Below are 21,135 nucleotides of genomic sequence, written 5' to 3'. Positions count from 1 at the left end.
GTTCGCTTGCTTCGCAGGTGAACTGACACTCCCTCCGCTGCGCTCCGGGAGTGAGTGGGACTGCGTTGCAATCCGGTGCCGGGCTCCGTCCGGCCGGAGGCTTCCGCTGCGCTCCAGCCTCCACCGCGCTGCGCGCGGCAAACGGGCCTACGGCCCGTGCGGCTACAAGGCAGGCGGGCTCGGCGTGGGTCAGGCATGCGCGTGGCGTGGTCGGGCCGCCCGCCGTGGCGCAGCGGGGTGCGCCGACTCGGCCGAGCCCGTGGCTGGCCTATGTCGAACGCCACCAGTGCATCATTTTTTTGCCAAGATAGGATCTGGAAAATAGGGTCATCACTCCTCGGATGAATTCCGGAGCGCTGCCAAACGCTGTGCGCTCATCGACCCCTTGCAGGAATCTGACTTGACGTCAGAAAAAAATAGCGTTCGGTTCCCCTTCAAGGTTTTCCGATGGCTCAAGTGCGGTATCTTATCCATGTCGGGGGTTAGCGGCCTCCGACATCCACGGAAGACACCGCAGGAGGAAACCATGGAGTACGAGTACGACCCGGCAACCCAGCTCAACTACCTTCCGAACGGCACGGCGGTGATCGACACCGTCGCCATGCTCGGTCCGACCCTGACCCACCGGTCCGGGGACAACCACCCCCCCGTCAAGGACGACGAGTAAACAGGAGAGGTAGTACCGGAGCATGACGGTTTTGATCCTCACCAGTCAGGATGACGTGACCGCTGACTTGGTGGTACGGCAGTGCACCGAGACAGGCAGGGAAGTGCATCGAGTTGCACTCGATGACGAACTGACGATCAGCGGAATTCCAGGGAAGCGAATCATCGTCAAGGATGCCCACCGAACCACGATCAGCCCCCAGGGCATCTACTGGCGTCGTCCCGGACCCGTAGATAGTGAGCAGGCCAAGGCACTGGTTGGCATGCTGCGGGCGCTTCCTGGTCTGGTGTGGGTTAACCACCCTGACCACAACGAAAAGGCACGTCACAAGCCGTCGCAACTCGTGGCCGCCCGTGAATGCGGATTTAACGTGCCTTGCACCATGATCGGCAATGACGTGGATGAGATTCACGCGTTCACACAGAACTATCCGGATCACGTCATCAAGCCTCTGCACCAGGGGGAAACTTTCGTGCCTCTGGGGCAGGGGATGATCTACCAACAGCGCATCCGCAAGCGGTCTGACATCCGCCTGACAGTAGTGGGAAAGCGGCTGTTCCCCTGCCGGATTACTTCCGTGCTGGAGGACTGGCGGCAGGACGAAAACGCAAACTACGAGCCTGCCAGCGCACCACGAGAGATCGTCAACGCGGTTCACAGGTACATGAAGCACTTCGGTCTGCACTTCGGAGCATTTGACTTCGCGGTGGCCGAGGATGGTTCGTGGCACTTCCTGGAGTGCAACCCCAACGGACAATTCGGATTCGTAGAGAAGTTGTGCGGGCTAGGTATCTCCCGCGCACTCGCTGACCTACTCACCGAAGGACCGGGGTTCTCCGGGGCGTGAGAGACCCTGCCCGTCGTCACAGCCAGTGACGGCGGGCAGGAACGCGCGCAGCGTGGCAGGGCGGGGCGGGGTGCGCACGTGCCGGGACCCCTTGGCGCGGAGCGCCGAGGGGCAAGGGATACGGCAGCGCGGAGCGAGGTCAGCGGGCGCGGAGCGCCCGCTGACCGGCTGCCGTATCCCGCAGCGCGTGAGAGCGCGGAGCGCTCGGACCGGGCCGGAGCGCAGCGGAGGGCCGGCACGCGGCCTGGGGTAGCGCAGCGCAGCGGAGCTACCCCAGCGGCACGGGCGCGCCCCGCCCCGCCCTGCCACGCTGCGGGGACAAATACCTGCACGGAGCCGCGCTTGCCTGTGCTCGCGTCGCCCCCCTTGTTACGACGCGCAGACAGGTCAGATGGGTACCTGACAGTGGGCTCCCGAAGGGCCAGGCTCCGCTCCTGCTGCTTCTCTTGGGGTGTGATGGCCGGTTCCACGATGCGGAGGGGTTAGCGGCCCACAGCCGGCCATCACTGACGTTCGGTCCCACGAGGCACACCAGCCTGACCGGACGTCCGTCTGATCGTAACCCGCTGAATTGATCAGAGAGTCAGGGTGAAGCGGACGACTGCGCGCATGATTTTCTCCTACCCCCTGCGGGTGACGTCGCGAGCAGCCCTGCGCACCATGGCTGGGTAGCCGAGCCGGTCTGCGGCCTGCTCGAACGATAGCTCCGGCACAGCCTTCATAAGGTCGGCGATACGGTCGCTGCGCAGCTTGGCCAGGCCCCGCTGGGCCGTTCCGTACGCGACGCCCAACTGGTCACAGACCTCGTGGATGGTGATGTCTGGGACTACGTCGAGGAGCACGGCGATTTGGCCGGGCAACTGGGTGCTCGAGATTGCGTTCTTGCTGCCCTTCGGACGGCCGGTCGCCGCCTGCTTGCCTGGCCGGAAAGCTTTGAAGTCCCGGACGGCCGCCCGAGGACAGTGCTCCACGCCGCACACCGTCACCAGGTATGGGGCGATCCGCGGGTCCTTCTTGTATCCGTCCCAGGTTCTTGGCGTAACGTGGAGTTCGGCAGCGGCTTCCTGCCGGTCGAGCATGTCTTGGTCGGAGTCCGCCTGCGGTAGCTCGGGCACCGGCTCGCCGGCGAAGTATGCGTCGGTCTGCTCGCTGTCCCACAGCAGTACCCGAGCGCCCGCAGAGCTGATCGGTGCGGGGAAGCCAGCGGCGGTGTAGGGCTTCCTGTTGCGGAAGGTGCCCAGGGCCATGCCCATGTCCTGAGCGAGGAGCTCACTCGTTCGTACGAGATGTTGCCGTCCGGCGCGGATCATTCACGCTCTCCTTTCGGGAAGCGGGCCCGGTATGGCGTCGCGCGGTGGCAGGCGGAGTGGCCAGGTCAGGGGGGCGAAGTCATGCCAGGGCAGCCTCCCATCTAAAAGATACTGCACTTTAGCCAAGGTGGGCAAGGTGCCGTCCGAACCGCCGCAATCGGCTGTTCTGTCTCCGGTAAGGGCGCCCGCTTAGGCGTCGCCGGTGAGGAATCTGGCAGTCCTCGGTGCGGCCGGCGGTTTCGGAGTACTGGCGCTGCACCCCGGCCGAGGTGATGCTTTCTTGATGAAGCCGGTGTCGTCGATGACGAGCACCCCGCCATGCTCGCCAAGGCGTTTGGCGACGTACAACTGCACGTAGTCGGCGTCCCAGGTCGCCCGTTCAAGAGCCGCTGGAGACCGTCGGGCGAGCGGTGCCCGGCGAACTCGGCCAGCTGCCAGCCGTTCTTGCGGTAAGGAAGGGGGGTGATCCCCACTGGACGCCGACACACCTCGTGCGCACGAGAGAGCTGCTGCTTACGCAATGGGTATTCATGCCGATGTCGGGGCACCGTCTCCGGGCAGCCCTAGCCATCACGACCCTCTTCCTCTGACTATCGCGGGACCACACCATGATTTACGCAGACCTGGCCAACGAACTCCGCCGCCGTGCCGAGACCGACGAGCGAGCCCGCAATCGGTGTATTCAGACTGGCGAGCCCGGGGACCTCTCACAGGTTGACGCTGATAACACAGCCTGGATCAAGACTGTCATTGCCGAGCATGGCTGGCCCGGTATCACGCTGGTGGGCAGCCAGGGCGCCGACGACGCATGGCTCCTCGTCCAGCACGCCGACCGTGACTGCGAGTTCCAGCGCCAGGCTCTAGAACTGCTGAAATCTGCTGTCGAAGCTGGCGATGCGCCAGCACGGCACCTTGCCTACCTCACCGACCGCGTCCTAGTCAGCGTAGGGAAGCCCCAGCTCTATGGCACGCAGTACACCGACGAAGGCGGCAGCCTTCAACCCCAGCCCGTTCACGATCCCGAGGGCCTCGATGAACGCCGCGCCGCGATGGGCCTGGACACTGCCGCTGCATACGACCGACGCATGCGAAAGAGGTACACAAGCTGAAACAGGCGCGCCGACACGACCTGGGCTCCGTGCACGACCTCAGACCCGCCGACGGGGAGACCTCGCGTGCTCGGGGTGACGCAGGCTGAAGTCCATGGCGAAGTACAGGAGCTCACCATCCGCCCCCTAAGCACCACCTGTCGGCTCTGACGACAAGAGTGGCGGCACGGCCGACTCCCAGGGGTGCCTACCAACCCATCTGCAGCCCTCTCGTCATTCCCTTCCAGACCTATCAGAAAGGGGGATGTCAGACCCCCGACCACGCGCGGAAACCTTGGTTGACCAGCGGATGCGTCGACTCTCCCGGAGAGGCTCGCGCAAGAGATGTCACAAGAGATGTCGCAGGAGTAGCCGCAAGAGAAGGCGCAAGAGATGTCGCAAAGGTTCGGCGTTTCGTGTACCCCCGGAAACCGTCCCTGGTACGCGTCTGGATCCCCCTTCCCGCTCCCAACTGTGCACTCTCGCCGGCCACTACGGCGGGGTAAGAGCGATGGCGTGCACGGTCCTGGAGGCTGGCCGGTCGCAGTGATCGGCTGCGACAACAGTGAGGTCCGCCTGTGGGATCTGGAGGACGCCAGACCGGTTGGCCTGCTTCTCGACAGTGCGGGCGTGGCTCGGTGGCGTGCACAGTATGGAACGGCGGGCCTGTGGTCGTTACCGGGGGGCAACGGGGAGATCAATGTGCGGGAACTGGCACACGACGGCGCCTTGCAGCGGACGTTCCACGCGGGAAGCCGGATCTCGACTGTGGCCTGCGTCGTACGGGACAGCCGACCCGTCGTGGTGACCGGTGGCTGGGCCGGCACAGTGCACATGTGGGACCTGCACGACCCAGACACGGGCGGGCCTGCGCACATGCTGCCGCAACACAAGGCCGTCCCCTCGGTGGCGGTCGCTCGGACAGGTGAGCTGGCGATCGCCTCGGGATCAGAGATCACCCTCGCCCCAGCCGGGGAAGTGCCTTCCGTACGAGAGTGGTGACGGGACTGACGGCACCCATTGCTGCTTCCCCAGAGCAGACTCGCCAGGAAGTGAGCGCCACACCTGCCGCACTCAAGGAACTGCGGCAATTCCTCGAAAGTGACGTCAGCACCCTCCGCGGCGGCGACAGCCGGCCCCTCGAGCCTGCTGCGCGAACGGTAGGCACGGGTCACCGCGATGCTCTGGCTCTTGAATGACCACTCACGGTCGTCTTCTGCACGCCCTCCACCGGACTGATCCGGCGAAGGACGTTCGCGTGGCCGGCCCCCTTCGACCAGCCGCGAACCCCGACGAGTGGTTGTCCGGGGGTACTTGCTGGGCTAACCCCTCAGCCCCTCCACCGTCGTGACCCGCCCGCCAGGACGGCTGGACTCTTTTCGAAATCTTGGAGGACCAGTGAACAACGACAAGCGCACCGTATTCGCGATCGTTGTGATTGCGGCGGTGGTTGTCGGATTGATCGCCGTGGCCCATCCCGCGTCGGTCCCGGTCATGGGCATCGTCCTGGCCGCCGTAGCCCTGGCGCTGGTCTGGCTGAAGTTGTGACGGTGACCCGGCGTTGAGCCGGAGCAAAGAGGCCTTCTGAGTCCGCGCGGGTGTCCTGGACCTGGAGCAGACCGGCGGCGTCCCACAGCAGGTCGTGGCCGATCTCGGCCGAGCGACGAAGCTCGTAGCGGCCACTGCCAGCAGCGGCCTGGACGAGCGAGGTGTGCATGGCGGCGAGGCGCTGCATGTAATGGCAGGCATCATCGCCTTCGACGCTGCGGAAGTGTTCGCGGGCCCGGGCGTCCAGCCGATCGGGCAGGTGCTCGGCGACCAGTGGCGCGAGGAGCATCACCGGCAGGGCGACGTCGATGGGTGACTCCGTGGCCGGTGGCGAACAGGCCAGCGAGGAGGCTGAGGGCGACGGCCGCAGCGCGCAGGGCAAGGCGCTGCGTACGCGTCGCACCGGGGGTGAGCGTGGCTGTTATGGGCTGATTCCTTCCGGTTGGGCGGTCAAGGCGGAGGCGCACGTGGTGCAGCGGCCGTCGCCGTCGGGGTGGGCGCGCCGGGGTGTGGGGCCGGGGCAGTGCGGCAGAGCGGCCAGCCGAGGCAGGCCGGGCAGAGGTCCTCGCCGGGGGCGGTTCCGGGAACGCCGCAGCCGGCGCATTCGGTAAGGGCCCGATAGGTCAGAGCCTCGGCCACCGTGCGTGCGGCGGTGGAGCCGGTCATCGGCTGCGGCGGCGGGTCGTCCCAGACGGGTGCGTCGTGGTGGTCGGCCGCGAGGGTGGGCGGCGGGTAGGCCTGGGCGGCGCGCAGGCGGGCAGCGATGATCGCGCCGACCGTGGTCCGTACCGGATTCGGCAGGGGCCGGTCGGCGATGACGTGCCGCAGCTGCTCGCGGCTCCAGCCGGATTCCAGCATCACGGTCACGACGCGGCCTTGGTCGGTCAGCGCCTGACCGGTCAGCAGCAGCTCGGGGCGAGCCGCCCCGAGTTCGAGCAGCAGCAGGATCCCCGGGTGCATCTCATCCGCCGCGGGCGCTGCCGGCGGGGACGTCGGTGTGTCCGGCCGGTCCGTCCGTCCCGGTGTTCGCGACGCGTCGCCGCGGCACGGACGGAGGGGGCTGGTGTTCTGCTGAGTGGTCTTCTTTCTGTTGGTGTTCTTAGTGGACCGATCAGCCAACGTAGGGTCATCCACTGGTGGAAAACCCGACTCTGGTTGCGACCTGCTGCTTTGCAGAGCGGGCAGGTCGGTGAGGAAGTACGCGGCCGCGCCGAGCGTGCCGTCTGCGCCGCGCTCGCGTTCCCGGACCAGGAAGCCATGCTTCTCCAGCTCCTTCAGCCCGCTCTTGACGGCTGAGTCACCGTCGCGGCCACGGCGGGCGATGTCGGAGACGGTCATCCGCCAGCCGTCCCGATGTGTGGAGAGCAGTCCGAACAGGCCCTTGGCCTTGAAAGACAACTGGGTGTCGCGGAAGAGCCCGTTGGCGATCTGGGTGAAGGAATCGGCCGCCATCACGCCCCGCCGGATCCCCGCGGGTATGCCGGCGGCGTGCTCGGCCTTGGGGGCCGTGACCATCAAGTCGGCTTCGATCAGCGCGATGTCCAAGGTGGCCGGTCGGTCCGTAATGCAGTAGGCGCTCTCGCCGAGGGTGCCGTCCGGGCGGCGCAGGCGTTCACGGATCAGGTAGCCGTGTGCCTCGAGCTCCCGCAGGCCGGTGCGTACCGCTTCGCGTCCGTCCGGGCCCAGGCGGACGAGGTCGGTGACCGTCACCTGCCAGCCGTTCCTGTGCGTACTGACGTACCCGAAGAGTCCCTTCGCTTTGAACGACAGCCCGGCGTCACGGAACAGTGCGTTGGCGATCTGGGTGAACTGATCGGCCGCCATTACGCCCCGGCGGACCCCCGCCCCGAAGCGGCTCACCGCCGTGTCCCGGACGCATGCCGCGCGCAGTGGCCACGGCGGCACACCGGGCCGGCCGCGGTGGGGCGGCCGGGGGTCCTGGGCGTGGAGGCGTGCGTGTGTTCCATGGCGTCAGCTCACCCGCCGACCCCGACCAGGCTGACGGCCACGGGCCCCGACCGTCGGTCACGATCGGGCAACAGAGCCGTCTAGCTGCCGTGGTCGGGCTCATGGTCGGGCCGACCACGGCGCCTTCAGCCCGGGCGCTCAGTGATTGCGCAGCCGACTGCGCAGCCCCGGACGGGCGTTGCGCAATCGGGCTGCGCAACCGGCCTGGGGATCCTGCGCAGTCGAGTTGTGCCGGGGAGGCTGCGCAGTCTGCCCGAGCTTCCTGGTCGCCTCTTGCGCAGGTCCGTCTCACGTACTGCGCAGCGTCTGTCGCGGCCCGGTCGGCTTCCGTCTGCGCATCGGTATCCGGGCCCGATGGCCATGCGGCACGTGGTCGCACAGCGGTCGCCAGTCCGGGCAACGCACGCCGGACGCAGTGGGCTGCCGTCGGCTCGCGGCTGACCCATGGTCGGGGTCATGGTCGGGCCGACCATGACCCCGACCATGGACTTCGTGTCCCTATCGTGACCATGGTCGGGGGTTCGTGGTCGGTGGTCGGGTCGGGGTCGGCGGGTTTTCTCAAGGTCAGCAACATCCGTTCTGACCTGGGAGTTTGACCATGTCTCCTGGCAAGCAGGTCTCACAGAGCGAGGCCGCTGCTCCGATGGCGGCCGGCGCCCGGCTGGAGGCGATGCGCCGCCGCGTACGCCTCTCACGCGTGGCGGTCTGGACCGTCATCGCGGCCGGCCCCATCGCCCTGTGCGTCGCCGTCGCCTCCACCCCGACCACGGTCGCGGCAGCCCCCGCGACCAAGCCCACCGCCGTGCGCACCGCGACGGCCGCCACCGACCCGGGCGGCTATGCGCAGGTGTTCGTCGGCGCGTGGCTGCGCAGCAGCGCGAACGACGAGACGAGTGCGCAGGCGCGGCTTGCGCAGTCGATGGCGCCGGACGTGGAGCTGCCCGACCCGGCCGCCGATGCGCAGTCGGCGCCGGGCTCCGTGACGGCGGTGCGCAGTGCGCAGCGCGCCGGCGGTGCGTGGTCGGTGACGGTGGCTGCGCAGTACACAGGCGGATCGGTGCGGTACTACGCCGTGCCGGTGGCCGCCGACAGCACGGGCTCCTCGTTCACGGTGACCGGTGCGCCCGGCGTGGTGGCCGGCCCGGCCCGGGCCGAGGTGCCGAAGTCGTCGTACGCCGTGACCGTCCCGGAGGGTGATCTGTCCTCCGCTATCGGGCAGTTCCTCGGCGCCTACCTGACGGGGGCCGGGGAGGTCGACCGCTACCTGGCGCCCGGCGTGAACCTCCCCGCTGTCTCCCCCGCCCCGTACACCGCGGTCGCCGTCCAGGAGGTGTCCGCCGTCGAGGAAGCCGCGGCAGCCGAGCAGGTACCGGCGGACGGCACAAAGGTGCGGGTCCTCGCCTCGGTGGAAGCCCGGGACGCGACCGGCCGGTGGCCGCTGGGTTACGAGCTCACGCTCAAGGCCCGCTCGGGCCGGTGGGAAGTCGCCGCGCTGGAATCCGGCACGGCTCAGGACGGGGGTGCCCGATGAACACCGTGCACAGCCTGATGCTCGCCGGGCAGCTGGACGACCTCGGCAATAGCTGGATCAACATGTTCAAGGAGTGGGCGACGAAGGGTCTTCAGGCCGGTCTGATCTGCCTGGTCGTCGTCATCATGATCCAGAAGTTCTCACTGAAGGCGGGGATCGGCGCTCTGCTCCTGATGGTGATCGCGCTGGGTCTGTACAACTCGCGCAACGACCTGGCGAACATGTTCACCGACGAGGTGAAGAACCCCTCCAAGGGCGCGCCCGCCGTTCCTGGGGTCGTCCGGTCCGAACTCCCGGCCTCTCGTGACCACTCGCCGGGCGTCGGGGGCTGGCTGTGAGCGCGGCCACCGCGGCACGGGTGGGCCGCTTCTACACCGCCGCCCGCCGCCACCCCTGGGTACTGGGCAAGGTCGCGGACTGGAAGATCCCGCTCGGCCCGTACACGCCCGCGCAGATCGCGGTCGCAGTCGGCGGCGGCTTCCTTCTGGTCAAGACGATCAGCTGGTGGTCGTGGATGGGGCCGGTCCCCATCGTCGGGTGGGGCCTGGTCATCTGGATGGTGCGGCGGCCGAAGGTCCGGGGCCGTGCCCCGATGCAGGCCGCTTTGGGCTGGGTGCTGCTCGGCTGGCAGCCCCGCGGTGGGCGGATCGGCGGGCGAGCCGCCCGCGACCGCGCTGCGCACCCGCTGTTCTGCGGTTTCACCATCGAGTACACGCCCGCGTCCGTCCCCGCTGCGCAGGCGGCGCCATCCCCTGCGGTTCAGCGGCGTCCAGCCCGGGCGCCGCACCCGAGCCCGGCCACAGACCGCTCGTCCGCACCCCGCCGCACACAGCCCGTTCCTGCCCCGGTCGCAGCGGGGCCGGTGTCGGGTGTTCAGCAGCTGCTCGCACTCGCCCAGCACAGCGGGGGTGCGCGGTGAGGGTTCCGATCCGTCACATCGCCGGGCACCTGGTGTGGTCGACGCAGGGCAGCGTGTGGGCCGTCTACCGCCTGCACCCCGGCCCGGACGCGCAGGGACGCCGCGAGGAGACCGTCCAGGGCACCTACGTGCCGGCCCCCGTCCGCGACGAACAGCTCGCCAAGATCACCCACTTGGTGCGCTCCCTGTCCGGGGCCCCGCGCCTGTTCGGCATGTGCGCCCAGGTCGACCCGGGCGAGATCGCCCTGAGGATGATCGAGGGCATCGAGCCGGCCGAGCAGGCACCCGGTGCGGGCCGGCACCCGTGGGTGGAGAACGTCGAGGCCACCCTGGATCTGCTGGACGACCAGGAGATGCACCGCCGCACCCTGTGGCTGGCCGTGCCCCTGCAGACCGAAAGAGGCAGTCTGCAGGTGTCGGTGTCGCTCGGTGCGGCGTGGGCCGAGGTTGCACCGATGCTGGGCATGCGTCCGGCGCCGGTGGCCCGGCGCGAAGTGAGCGCCTACCGGGAGCAGGCCTCGCGGGTGGAGGCGGCGCTCGCCGGCGGCATCGCTTTCCGCCCGGCCCGCCCGGCGGAGATCGTGTGGATGATCCAGCACGCCCTCCACCGCGGCATGGCCGAGCCGCTGCTGGCGGAGGCCGAGACCAGTGAGATGTACGGCGGGCAGCTCCGTGACGGGGTGCTGCGCTCCCCCAGCTATGCCGACCTCGGCCAGGTGCGCCTGCAGGAAGGCGGCATCGACCCCGAACTTGACGACATCGACGAGCTCAAGAGCGCGGGCCGCATCACCCGATCCGGGCGGAAGGCCTGGTGGCGAGTGAACACCGGCTCGCCGCTCGGGCGGCGCTGGCTGCAGGTCGAGTCCGACAACGGGGTGGGCTACCAGGCGCAGTTGGCGCTGGCCGAGTGCCCACCCGCCATCAGCCAGGACGCCGCCGACCTGTTCGCCCAGCTGGAAATGCTCGACTTCCCCGTCGACTACACCGTCGACCTCACGCTCGTGCCCGCGGAGAAGGCACGCGACCAGGTGCGGCGCAAGAAGAACGAACTCATCGACCAGGCCGACCAGTACGACGCCCGCCCCACCGGCATGCCCGCGTCCCTGACCGAGGCCGCCCGCGACCTGGGCGAGCTCGACGCACGCCTCTCCCGCACCAGCGTGGAGGTCGAGGTGCAGTCGGTGACGGTGCTGACGGTGTGGGGTCCGACCGCGGCCGTGTGCGATGCCCGGGCCCGCGCCCTGGCGGCGCTGCTCGGTGGCGCCGACTACCGGGCGGTGCGCCCGGCCGGTCTGCAGGAAGCCCTCTTCACTCTCGGCCTGCCCGGCACCGCACGGCCGGGTGTCGTGCGGGAGTTCACCCAGCACCAGGTCTCCGAAGACTGGGCGCTGGGTGGGGCCTTTACCGCTGCGGAGGTCGGCGACCCGAACGGCATGTTCGTCGGCATCGACTTGGACTGCGGTACCACCCGCCCCGTGATGATCAACGTGGCGGATGCGCCCAAGGTGGATGCGTCGGCGTCGATGGGGATCGTCGGGGATCTCGGTGCGGGCAAGAGCGTGCTGCAGAAGCTGATCGCCGAGGCCGTGTGGGCGCGCGGCGGCTGCGCGATCTGCATGGACCGCACCCCCGTACGCGAGTGGGCGACCTTTGCCCGTACCGCGGCCAAGGGCCGCGTTCAGATCATCGACGCCGCGCAGGCCGAGGTGTCCATCGATCCGTTGCGGATGTTCGACGGGCCGGAGGGCCGGCACTACGCCCTGTCCTACCTCACCCTGCAGCTCGGCATCGGCCCGATGAGCACCAACGGCGAGGTCCTCCACCACGCCGTCGAACAGGCCGCCGCCAGTCCCGAGCCGTCCATGCACCGTGTCCTTGAGGTCCTCGAGGAGATGGCCACGCGCGAGGCGGGCAAGCGGCAGGACGCGGCCGCCACCCTCGCCGGGCTCATCCGGGTCGTCGCCACCAACTCCCTGGCCCGGATGGTCTTCGACCCGACGCTGCCGCCGGTGCGGCTGGACGCCTCCAGCGCCTCCGACATGATCGTGATCACCACCACGGGTCTGAAGCTGCCTCCCAAGGCCGCGTTCGCCAACCCCGAGATCCTGCACCAGCAGCCGCTGGAGGCTCTGATCGGCCGGGCGGTGCTCTACCTGATCGCCGCGATCGCCCGGCAGACCGCGTTCGAGGACCCCGAGCGGTTCACCGCCGTCGTCCTGGACGAGCTGTACTGGCTCACCTCGTCCGCCGAAGGCACCGCCCTGGTCCACGAGATCCTCCACGACGGCCGCAAGCACGGCGCCGGGCTTTTGGCGGGCTCGCACGATGCCGAGGAACTTGGCCCCGACCGCGGTCTGATGGCCTACCGGGCACTCGCCCGCACCGCTGACCGTGAACGCGCCCGTCGCGGTCTGGAGTTCGTTGGGCTCGACCCGAACGACGGCGAGCTGCTGCGGCTGGTGACCACCGGCCTGTCCCCGGTCGGCCAGAAGGGCCGGGAGGGCGAGTTCCTGCTGACCTGCCCGCGGCAGAACACCGGCCGCATCAAGGTCTCCATCCCCCGCATCGAGCGCATCACCACGTCCATCACCACCACGCCGGGACGCCGCACGAGCGCTGTCTCCCCCACGGTGCCGGAGCCGCCCTCTGGTGAGGCCTCACAGACCCGTCCGAAGGAAACCGTCTGATGACCACTTTGTCGTGGGACCGCTCGAAGCGCGTCGCCGCCGCCATGAGTGTCCTCACCGTGCTCGCCGTCGTCGTCGCCGTGGTCGTGCTCGTCCTTGGGGTGGGCGTGCCGGACGCGTGGTGGCCGCACACCGGACAGGCCTTCGCCGCCGACGCCTCGCACCGGGATCCCTGCGCCCTGATCGTGGGCCCGGCCAAGGCGTACTGCGAGCGCGGCGCCGCGGCCCATGCCTCCGCCGGTCATCAGGACCTGGCCGGCGGGGCGTGGAGGCTGGTGCCCGCCGGTGCAGGTGTGGGTGCTCTCGTGGTGTGGCGGCTGCGCGGCGCCGCCGGACAAAGGCGGCGCTGACGTGTTCCGTCCAGACCGCGCGACCCTACGTTCCGCTGGCCTCGTCGTGCTGCTCACCGGTGTGTTCCTCTTCGTGAACACCCAGGTCGTGTACGCGGCTGGCAGCAACAGCGAGACCGGCGACCTGCTCGCCCCGCTGAACATCACCTCTTCCGAGGGTGTGCCGATCGACGGGTACGACCTGAACGCTTCAGGCGGATCCATCGTCGCCTTCAAGACCCAGGCCCTCGCCTTCGCGCTCAGCGGCCTGTTCACCCTGATCCGGCTGCTGGTCGGGCTGGCGGGTTGGGCAATCGAGGTCGCCTTCAGGTTCCCGCTGCTGAAGATCCTCGCCCGCCCGGCGCAGAAGGTCGCCGACACCTACGACACCGTGGTGGTCGACACCCTGGGGCTGAAAGGTCTGCTGCTGGCGTGGGCGTTCGTGTTCGCCGGATTCATGATCGTGCGCGGGCGGGTCGGCCGTGGTCTGGGCGAAATCTTCCTCACCCTGCTCATCGGGGCGATCGCCGCCTCGGCACTCATCCGCCCCGACACACTGCTCGGCACGGACGGCCCTTTGGGCCAGTCCCAGCAGGTCGCCGCCGAGGTCGCCCAGCAAAGCGTCAACTCCTACGACTGGGGCGGCAAGCTCGCTAGCTACGACCCGTGCGCCGGCATGGCCGGCAACGCCGAACTCAAGTGCCTGGAACGTGAAGGCGAAGGACCGGTCTCCTCAACCGAGGTGGCCCGGCCCATCCAGGACTCGATCACCAACGCCTTGATTGTCAAGCCGTACATGCTCCTTCAGTATGGGCGCGTCCTCGACCCGGCCAAGCCTGCCGATCGCAAGGCCTACGCCGTCCACCTGAAGTGGATCACCGGCGGCTATGAGGCCGGTCCGGCCAAAGACGACAAGGATGATCCCTGCCGCCTGGTCAAAGGGCCCGCCAAGAAGTGGTGCCAGCGCGGCGACGGCGACAAGGGGACCGCGGGGGCACTGCCCGAACTCACTCCGGGTGGTGAGCTGCTGGATGCCGCCAACCCGGTCGTCAGCGAGGAGGACCAGGCGTTCGCCGCGTTCCTCGCGGACATGAAGAAGGCCGGCCCGGTCGGCAAGTCGTGCGCCGCCTACGCCGAGAAGCCCACCTGGTGGCGGGTCGGCGGCGCGTTCCTGCTGCTGATCGCCGCACTGTTCATCTGCGGCATGCTCCTGTCCAGCGCCATCGTTCTGCTCGGCATCCAGGGCATCTGCGCGGCCGCCGCGGCCGCCGGCGGCGTCACCTTCATCGCCGCCATGCTGCCAGGACCCCCGCGGCAGAGCGTGTGGAAGTGGCTGTCCCTGTGGGGCATCGCGGTCTTGGCCGTGGTCGGGATCTGCGCGTTCATCCCGTTCTTCGGGATCGCCGTCGACGCCACCATCACCAACGGCCCCCAGTTGATGGTGGAGCGGATCCTGCTCATCGACGTCCTCGCCATCGCAGGCGCGGCGGGGCACCGCAGACTGCTGACCGGCATCACCTCCTTCGGCCGGCGCATGGCCATGCGCATGCGCTACGCCAAGGTCGGCGGCACCCACATGCCGGGCGACACCTCCGAGCTCGGCGCCGCGCTCGCCATGAACTCCCCCGCTACGATGGGCCGATACGGCGGCGGGCTGCGCGCCTTCACCGGCGGAGGCGGCGGCAGGTTCGGGATGCTCGGCACCCGGCAGCGGCTGATGGGCGCGCTCACCTCCCTGTTCGACGGTGCGGGCATGCCGGTGGACACCGGCCGTGTCCTCGCCGATGCCACCGCCGAAGCCGGGCGCGGCCTGGCCCCGCTCACCGCGGCCACGGCCGTGGGCGGCCTCGGAGCACGACTCAGCGCCAAGGGCGCCCACTGGCTGCTGATCGGCCGCCGCCCGGACAAGGAGCAGTTGGCCAAGTGGCGCAAGCCCACCGCCGACGGCGACCCGGGCGCGGGCGGGCCGTCGGGCGGTGGGGACGGTGGCTCAGGCGGTGGCGCAGGTCCGCGTCGGCCCTCCGGTCCGCCCGACCGGTACCGCAACGAGCAGGGCCAGGTCATCGACCGCAACACCGGCCAAGTGCACGACCAGAACACCGACCGCACGTTGCTGTCGACCCGCGCCCACAACCGGCTGGTCCGCTTCCGCGGATACCGCATCCTGCACCGCGGCGGCCGCGCCGCCTACGGGGCGACGGTCGGCCTGCCCGCCAATATGCGCCGCGCGCGGTCGGGGGGCTCGCGTTACTCCCAGGACGCCCGGCAACAGGTGCGGGTGTGGGGCAACACCGTCCGCGAAGACGGCCGGGCCTGGGGCGACACCGGGCGCCACGTCGCCCGCGTCATCCGCGACCACACTGACGACAGCGGCGGAACCGGTCCGTTCACCAGCCGCCGCCTGCCGACCGCATCCACACCGACCGCCACCCCCCGCCCGGCACCCCGTCCGCGGCCCACGCCCACCGGTCGTCCTTCGAGCCGTCCCACCCCTGCCCCACCACCGCCGACCACGCCTGCGAGCGGGCCCGCAGCAACTCCGCCTCCGGCACCGCTCCCCTGCCGGAACGGCCCTGCGCCAGTGCCTCGGTCCGATCTCGGCAGGCCCGGGCGTCCGGCCCGCCAGGGCCCAGATCGGTCCGGGCCGGTCTTCCCCGGCGGAGGCGGCGCTCGCAACAGCACCCGTGACGAGGCGCATCGCCGGTTCCAGGACCTGATGCGGCGCACCGCGTCCGACGCCGAGCGCCGGCGCCAGGAGCGGGCCCGGCAGCCGGAAGACGGTGAGGACGAGTGAGGCCGCCTGGGCGCCGTCTGGCGCGGTGGGGGTGTGTGGTGACGCTGCTGCTGTTCGCCGCCGTGTGCTGCGCCGCGCCGGTCGGGAACGCAATCAGCGCCTACGTCGCGCTGAAGACGGGTCAGCAGGACGACGGCGGGATCGCCGAGGGCGGCAGTGCCGCGTACATCCCGCCGCGGATGCTGACCGCCTACAAGAAGGCCATCCAGCAGGTCGGGAAGTACGTGCCCAAGTGCCAGGGCATGCGCTGGCCGATCCTCGCCGGCATCGCCAAGGTCGAGTCCAACCACGCGGTGGGCCGCAACATCACCGACAACGGCGACATCCGCCCGAAGATCTACGGGGTGCTCCTCAACGGCTCCGGCGCCGGCGGCAACACCACCGTCTTTCCCGACACCGACAACGGCAAGTGGGACGGCACCGCCACCGGTGAGCGCGCCGTCGGCCCCTTCCAGTTCATGCCCTCCACCTGGGAGTCGATCGGCAAGGACGCAGGCGGCGACAAGATCGCCGACCCGCACAACGCCGACGACGCCGCGCTCAGCGCCGCGATCTACCTATGCGGCAACGGCCGTGACCTGACCAAGCGTGCCCAGCTCAAGGCCGCGATCCTGCAGTACAACCACTCGAGCGAGTACGTCGCCGACGTGCTGGGCTGGATCGACCAGTACACGGCGGCCGCCAAGGACCCGGACCTCAAGAACGTCTCGGGCAAGGTCCGCACCGCCATCGAGGCGGCGCTCTCCCAGCGCGGGGTGCCGTACTCCTGGGGCGGCGGCAACGCCAAGGGTCCGTCGTACGGGTTCTGCTGCTCCCCCAGCGGCAAGAGCGGCGCGCGTACCAAGGGCTTCGACTGCTCGGGGCTGACCGCCTATGCGTTCGCCAAGGCCGGCATTCGCCTGCCGCGCACCGCGGCCGCGCAAGCCGGGGTCGGTCGGCGGATCCCCGCTGGTCTCGGGACCGGTGCCCTCAAGCCGGGTGATCTCGTCTTCTACGCCTATGCCCCCGGCCGCGACTCCACGATCTATCACGTCGGCATCTACATCGGCAGCGGTCAGATGGTCAACGCTGCCCGCCCGGGCACGGTCGTCCGACTGGACTCGGTCAACGCCATGTCCGGCTTTGCGGGGGGAGCGCGACTGCTGTGACTACCATTCCGCGCTCACCGCGTCTGCTGGTGCTGAGCACCGTCATTTTCGCTGTCATTGGCGTCGCTCTGCTGGGCGTGCCGCACTATCGGGAGCCGTCGGCCCCGGCGACGGCGTCGACCGCTCATGCGACCACGGTTTCGCCATCGGCGGTTGCTCCGCCCCCCGCCAGCGAGCCGACCGTAGGCACGGCTGCCTCCCCGACGCCCGCCGCGTCGACGTCGTCGGCCGCCGCGTCCGCTCTTCCCCTGCACGGCGAGGGAGTGGCCGGCGACCGGGCCATCCAGCGGAACCTGGAGGCAGCCTGGCCCGCTGACCTTCCCGCCGCCGACGAGCGGGAGTTGCTCACCGCCGGTCGCGCGCTGCTGCGCGCGGACGCCACCGGAGTCGGCCGCGCGAAGTGGCCAGACGTCTTCGGCGACTCAGGCCAAGCGGTGGCCCCGGCGTTCGCCGCCACTCGCTTGCGGATCCAGGCCGCGATCGCCCGCCGCGACGGCAGCCCGAACAAGGCGGTGGTCCATCTGGTGTGGGCCGGCATGGACCGCGGCGGGACCTTCACCGACCTCCGCATCACCGACTGGCACTTCACCCGAACAATTCCGAAGAAGGGAGCAGCGACGTGGACTCCGCAGCCCCGTACCTGACGGACCGGGCCGATGACACGGCCACCGGTCAGGTACTCGGCCTGATCACCGGCCTGGCCGACGCCGCCGACTGGCTCCATGACCACTGGTATCTGCTCGCGCTGGCCATCGCCGTGTGCTGGGGCGTGTGCGAATCGGTGGTGCGCTGGCTCGCGGCCAGGGCCTCTGCCGAGCGGATGGCCCTGGAGTTGGTCTCCACCCGGCACTTCGACCCGAATCTGGAAGAGATCTTCCGGCGCGGCGTTCAGCTCGCCCGGGCCTCCACCTCCATGCCGTGGTGGGCGCCGCGCCGGGCGAAGGCCGTGCAGATCCGGCTGCGCGCGGACGGCAGTGCGCCGCTGCGCTACCGCATCGAGGGGCCAGCGGGTGGTGAGCGGCTGTTGTCCATCACCCCGTTCGGTCCGGATGTCGCGGTCAGCCGGGCCCAGCCGATCGTCGACGAGCCACGGGCGCATACCGTGCGAGCCGAGTTCATCTTGCGCGGCAAGCTCACCTCTCCGCTGAGGGAGGTGCCGCTCACCCCCGATCCTCTCCAGCCGCTCGTCGATGCCGTGGCCGACCTGCGCGCCGAGTTCGGTGACCTCGCCGAGATCCGCCTCGGCATCCAGCGTGCCCCGAAGTGGGCGTTGCAGGCCCGGCGGATGCAACTGATGGGTGCCGCCCGCCGCACAGAGCTCCGGGAAGCCCAGCGGGCCGCGCGCTGGCTGCGGCAGGACGCCAGCGGCATCCCAGACTCCCTGGGCTGGCAGCTGCAGCAGATGCTCACGGACAAGCCCGCATCCGGTGGCGGCCGGCGGCTGATGATGCCGCCGGTGCCCCGCCGGGTGGAGCCGACCGAGGCCCTGGGCAAACTCGCCGAGGACGACCACCTGGTGAGGGTGCAGTTGCTGGTGATGTGTGCCTCGAACACCGAAGGCCGCGCCCAGGCCCGGCTCGCCCAACTCCAGGCCGCTCTTGATGTGTTCGGTGAGCGCTCACGGTGGACCATGCGTGGCTGGCGGTTGGGGCCGTGGCGGACCGGCGCCGACCACTGGCCTGCCCGGCCCGGTTTCGAGCGCCGCTGGAATCTGGGGCACTGCCAGCCGCCCCGCGCGAACTGGGTGCGGCTTGAGGAGCTGACTGGGCTCCTCAAGCCGCCGACCGTGCACTGCCGTCTGCCGGTGCTCGCCACTGACCTGCCGACTTTCGAATTGGGTGAGCCGGACTTGCTGCTGCAAGGCATCTACCGGGGCCCAGACGGCCGGGAGCGGCTGGTGGCCACCTACGCCGAGGAGACCTTGTTCGAGGTCGGGGTCGGCAAGGCGGGCGGCGGCAAAACGGAAAGGGCACTGGCGCAGGCAATCGGCTGGGCGCATGCCGGTGGCGGGCTGGTCTTTGTCGACCCGCACCGCGACTCGTGGCCGCGCGCCCTGCCGTTCCTGGCACATGACCACCTGATGGAGCGGATCGCACTGGTCGATCTCAATGCTCTGGGCACGAACCCGCAGGTGAGTTCGTGGAATCCGCTCGCCATGCACCAGGGCCAGACGGCGCACGAGGTCGTCGAGGCGATCGCCGACGCCTACGCCTCCGCGCTGGCCTGGGACGATGCGACGGCCCCGCGTGCGCTGACCATCCTCACCGCTGCGCTGGCGGTCCTGGTCGCGGTGAACGAGGCGGCCTGCCAGGCCGGCCGGCCCGAGGACCAGGCAACGATCTTCCATGTATGGGCCTTGATCACCGATGCCGGATTCCGCAGGACAGCGCTCGCCGCGGTGGCGGGCCATCTGAATGAGGAGACCCGCGCGTGGTGGAAGTCGGTGTTCCCGACCCTGCCGCCCGACGCGTTCGCTGTCGTCCTCAACCCGATCGCCCGGCTTGCTGCCAACCCGGTCACCCGTGCCTTTCTCGGCCAGCCGGTCGGCGTCTACAACATTCGCGCTGCGATGGATTCCAAGATGATCGTGTGGGTGTGCCCCGGCGGCAACGGGCCCACCGACCGGTTGCTTACCGCACTGCTCGCTCAGGATCTGCTGCGGGCCGCGCGCTCCCGGCGCGACACCCCGGAAGCCAAGCGGGTGCCGTTTCGCCCGTACTTCGACGAGCTGATCACCCTTACCGGAGCCGCCCCGGAGACGATCGCGTCGATGTTCGAGGACCTACGCAAGTACAAATGCCACATCCACGGCATGACGCAGCTGCTGGCCCGCCTGCCGGCGGCGGTGCGGCTGTCCTTGGTACAGAACGCGTCCACGCTGGCCACCACCGCCGGTTCCAGGTCCGCGATCGCGCCGATCACCGCGGAATGGGGCGATGACCCCAGCCCCGACCGGGTCGCCACCATGGAGCGGTTCGAGCACTACGTGTCCATGAACGTGCACGGCCGCCGCGTCGGACCCATCCAGCTGCGTGGGCCCCATCTCGACGACGTCTTCGCCGCTCAAGCCCGCCCCCAGCAGGTCGCCCAACTGGAGCGGGCCGCTCAGGCCAACGCTGGGGCGCTCCCGCTGAACCAGCTCACTGACCGCGCCACCGCGCAGCTTGGCCGCGTGACCGCCTTCCTCACCGCGCACGCCCCCGCTGGCGCCAGCGCTGTCCGCCTGTCGAAGGAGAACGAATGGAATTGACCCCCGTCCCGCCCAAGGACCGCACAGCGGCGGGCTTCACGCCCAGCCCCGTCGAGCCCCTCAAGCATCAGCTGCTCGCCACGCTCTTTCAGCACCGCATGGCCTCCACCCACCAGCTGCATGTCCTGCTGCGGCCCGACCGGTCCCGGCAGTCGGTCTCGGAGCAGCTGAACGACATGCTCAGCGAGCGCCTGGTCGGCTTCGTCGTACTGCCGCAGTCCCATCGCAGCCGGGTCTGGTACCTCACACCCAAGGGAGCCCGCCTGACGCGTGACTGGCCCGCGCTGCGGGGACGTCCCCCGTATCCGATCACCTCGGCGACGGCGGCCTCGCTCAAGACCCCGCACACCCTGACCGTCCTGCGGACCCACTTGGCCTTCGTCGCGGATGCCCGCCGCCGCGGCGACGAGCACGGTCACCTGGACTGGACCCCCGAGGTGTTCCACTCGATCGGCGACGGAGAGAGGGTCGTCGCCGACGCGGTCATGCACTACACGCTCATCAATGGCGAACAGCGGCGCAAGCTGCGGGCGTTCGTCGAGGTCGACCGCGCCACCATGAGCAGCGAGCGCCTGGCGGCGAAGCTGATCGAGTACGCCAGATTGTGGGCGTACGAGCCGCAGCCCGTCGGCCGCCGCCGGCAGGCGCGCGGGCCCGGCTGGCTGCGCTGGTATCCGGTGTTTCCGCGGGTCCTGTTCGTGCTGACCGGCGCCTCACGCCAGACAATGGACAACCGGATCAGCGACCTCAAGGCCATGGTCGCCCACCATCCGCTCGTCGCCGACCTGGCCCGCGAGGTGCCCCTGGGAGCGGTCGTGCTCGAGGACCTGGAGGAGTACGGCCCCGCTTCTGACGTGTGGGTGCCGCTGGATGGCTGCAAGCCCGGTCCGTGGACCGAGCTGTGACACCACGTTCGCCGTGGCCGAATCTCGCAGCCTTGCAATTACCCCTCAAACAGCTTGAAATTTGCTATCGCGAACACGTAGTTTACTTCTGCACAACGAGGCTTCACCTTGAACCCGCCTTGCTGTGCACCGATGTTAGGGGAC

At 69.5% G+C, this 21,135-nt stretch carries 16 protein-coding genes and 2 pseudogenes; 15 read left to right on the top strand and 3 right to left on the bottom strand.

The features are described 5' to 3' along the window. Positions 1 to 526: 526 nt before the first annotated feature. Together ACIBBH_RS38525 and ACIBBH_RS38520 are read left to right on the top strand one after the other, a co-directional pair. Positions 527 to 667: a hypothetical protein gene (locus tag ACIBBH_RS38525; protein ID WP_399412998.1), complete on the top strand. Its 141-nt coding sequence runs from the start codon at positions 527 to 529 to the stop codon at positions 665 to 667. Positions 668 to 689: 22 nt separating this feature from the next. Next, positions 690 to 1,514, top strand: coding sequence for a hypothetical protein (locus ACIBBH_RS38520; protein ID WP_399412996.1), 825 nt, complete (start codon positions 690 to 692; stop codon positions 1,512 to 1,514). A 620-nt stretch (positions 1,515 to 2,134) separates the two neighbouring features. Here ACIBBH_RS38520 and ACIBBH_RS38515 read toward each other — a convergent pair. Together ACIBBH_RS38515 and ACIBBH_RS38510 are read right to left on the bottom strand one after the other, a co-directional pair. Next, positions 2,135 to 2,824 carry a hypothetical protein gene (locus ACIBBH_RS38515; RefSeq protein ID WP_399412994.1) on the bottom strand — a complete coding sequence of 230 codons (690 nt, stop codon included), beginning with the start codon at positions 2,822 to 2,824 and terminating at the stop codon, positions 2,135 to 2,137. A gap of 208 nt (positions 2,825 to 3,032) precedes the next feature. Then, a pseudogene (locus ACIBBH_RS38510) lies at positions 3,033 to 3,273 on the bottom strand (transposase); the annotation flags it as partial. Positions 3,274 to 3,432: 159 nt separating this feature from the next. Between ACIBBH_RS38510 and ACIBBH_RS38505 the strand changes: the two are divergent. The 3 genes from ACIBBH_RS38505 to ACIBBH_RS38495 all read left to right on the top strand — a co-directional run bounded on the left by ACIBBH_RS38505 (position 3,433) and on the right by ACIBBH_RS38495 (position 5,776). Next, positions 3,433 to 3,933: a DUF6624 domain-containing protein gene (locus ACIBBH_RS38505; protein ID WP_399412992.1), complete on the top strand. Its 501-nt coding sequence runs from the start codon at positions 3,433 to 3,435 to the stop codon at positions 3,931 to 3,933. A 1,377-nt stretch (positions 3,934 to 5,310) separates the two neighbouring features. Continuing rightward, positions 5,311 to 5,460, top strand: a complete 150-nt coding sequence (locus ACIBBH_RS38500) for a hypothetical protein (RefSeq protein ID WP_399412990.1) — start codon at positions 5,311 to 5,313, stop codon at positions 5,458 to 5,460. A 94-nt stretch (positions 5,461 to 5,554) separates the two neighbouring features. Continuing rightward, positions 5,555 to 5,776 carry a hypothetical protein gene (locus ACIBBH_RS38495; protein WP_399412988.1) on the top strand — a complete coding sequence of 74 codons (222 nt, stop codon included), beginning with the start codon at positions 5,555 to 5,557 and terminating at the stop codon, positions 5,774 to 5,776. Between the two features lie 105 nt (positions 5,777 to 5,881). On the opposite strand, the pseudogene ACIBBH_RS38490 reads toward ACIBBH_RS38495, so the two are convergent. After that, positions 5,882 to 7,320: pseudogene (locus ACIBBH_RS38490) on the bottom strand (hypothetical protein). 706 nt (positions 7,321 to 8,026) lie between these two features. Here ACIBBH_RS38490 and ACIBBH_RS38485 point away from each other — a divergent pair. The 10 genes from ACIBBH_RS38485 to ACIBBH_RS38440 are packed head-to-tail and all read left to right on the top strand — an operon-like array spanning position 8,027 to position 20,991. Beyond that, complete coding sequence (locus ACIBBH_RS38485; protein WP_399412986.1) at positions 8,027 to 8,959, top strand: conjugal transfer protein; 933 nt, start codon at positions 8,027 to 8,029, stop codon at positions 8,957 to 8,959. After that, positions 8,956 to 9,297, top strand: coding sequence for a hypothetical protein (locus ACIBBH_RS38480; protein ID WP_399412984.1), 342 nt, complete (start codon positions 8,956 to 8,958; stop codon positions 9,295 to 9,297). Before ACIBBH_RS38485 ends, ACIBBH_RS38480 begins: the two co-directional genes overlap by 4 nt. After that, complete coding sequence (locus ACIBBH_RS38475; protein WP_399412982.1) at positions 9,294 to 9,878, top strand: hypothetical protein; 585 nt, start codon at positions 9,294 to 9,296, stop codon at positions 9,876 to 9,878. Before ACIBBH_RS38480 ends, ACIBBH_RS38475 begins: the two co-directional genes overlap by 4 nt. Then, entirely contained in the window at positions 9,875 to 12,565 is a 2,691-nt protein-coding gene (locus ACIBBH_RS38470; protein ID WP_399412980.1) for an ATP-binding protein, read from the top strand. Before ACIBBH_RS38475 ends, ACIBBH_RS38470 begins: the two co-directional genes overlap by 4 nt. After that, positions 12,565 to 12,915, top strand: a complete 351-nt coding sequence (locus tag ACIBBH_RS38465; RefSeq protein WP_399412978.1) for a hypothetical protein — start codon at positions 12,565 to 12,567, stop codon at positions 12,913 to 12,915. Before ACIBBH_RS38470 ends, ACIBBH_RS38465 begins: the two co-directional genes overlap by 1 nt. 1 nt (position 12,916) lies before the next feature. After that, the gene (locus ACIBBH_RS38460; RefSeq protein WP_399412976.1) at positions 12,917 to 15,688 is read left to right on the top strand and encodes a hypothetical protein; all 2,772 of its coding nucleotides are present in this window, start codon (positions 12,917 to 12,919) and stop codon (positions 15,686 to 15,688) included. 38 nt (positions 15,689 to 15,726) lie between these two features. Continuing rightward, entirely contained in the window at positions 15,727 to 16,836 is a 1,110-nt protein-coding gene (locus ACIBBH_RS38455; RefSeq protein WP_399412975.1) for a C40 family peptidase, read from the top strand. After that, complete coding sequence (locus ACIBBH_RS38450) at positions 16,833 to 17,480, top strand: hypothetical protein (protein ID WP_399412973.1); 648 nt, start codon at positions 16,833 to 16,835, stop codon at positions 17,478 to 17,480. The genes ACIBBH_RS38455 and ACIBBH_RS38450 overlap by 4 nt, the downstream gene beginning before the upstream one ends. Continuing rightward, positions 17,456 to 20,086, top strand: a complete 2,631-nt coding sequence (locus tag ACIBBH_RS38445) for an ATP/GTP-binding protein (protein ID WP_399413001.1) — start codon at positions 17,456 to 17,458, stop codon at positions 20,084 to 20,086. Before ACIBBH_RS38450 ends, ACIBBH_RS38445 begins: the two co-directional genes overlap by 25 nt. Continuing rightward, on the top strand, positions 20,077 to 20,991 hold the full coding sequence (locus ACIBBH_RS38440) for a replication-relaxation family protein (RefSeq protein WP_399412971.1): 915 nt from the start codon (positions 20,077 to 20,079) through the stop codon (positions 20,989 to 20,991). Before ACIBBH_RS38445 ends, ACIBBH_RS38440 begins: the two co-directional genes overlap by 10 nt. The last annotated feature ends 144 nt before the right edge of the window (positions 20,992 to 21,135 follow it).

Source organism: Streptomyces sp. NPDC051636 (assembly GCF_044453765.1).
GTDB lineage: Bacteria > Actinomycetota > Actinomycetes > Streptomycetales > Streptomycetaceae > Streptomyces.
This window is presented reverse-complemented; position numbering and strand designations above follow the sequence as displayed.

Coding starts and splice junctions, on each gene's coding strand:
- ACIBBH_RS38465 (WP_399412978.1), top strand. CDS start 12,565: ATGACCACTTTGTCGTGGGACCGCTCGAAGCGCGTCGCCGCCGCCATG.
- ACIBBH_RS38440 (WP_399412971.1), top strand. CDS start 20,077: ATGGAATTGACCCCCGTCCCGCCCAAGGACCGCACAGCGGCGGGCTTC.
- ACIBBH_RS38515 (WP_399412994.1), bottom strand. CDS start 2,824: ATGATCCGCGCCGGACGGCAACATCTCGTACGAACGAGTGAGCTCCTC.
- ACIBBH_RS38525 (WP_399412998.1), top strand. CDS start 527: ATGGAGTACGAGTACGACCCGGCAACCCAGCTCAACTACCTTCCGAAC.
- ACIBBH_RS38485 (WP_399412986.1), top strand. CDS start 8,027: ATGTCTCCTGGCAAGCAGGTCTCACAGAGCGAGGCCGCTGCTCCGATG.
- ACIBBH_RS38520 (WP_399412996.1), top strand. CDS start 690: ATGACGGTTTTGATCCTCACCAGTCAGGATGACGTGACCGCTGACTTG.
- ACIBBH_RS38480 (WP_399412984.1), top strand. CDS start 8,956: ATGAACACCGTGCACAGCCTGATGCTCGCCGGGCAGCTGGACGACCTC.
- ACIBBH_RS38505 (WP_399412992.1), top strand. CDS start 3,433: ATGATTTACGCAGACCTGGCCAACGAACTCCGCCGCCGTGCCGAGACC.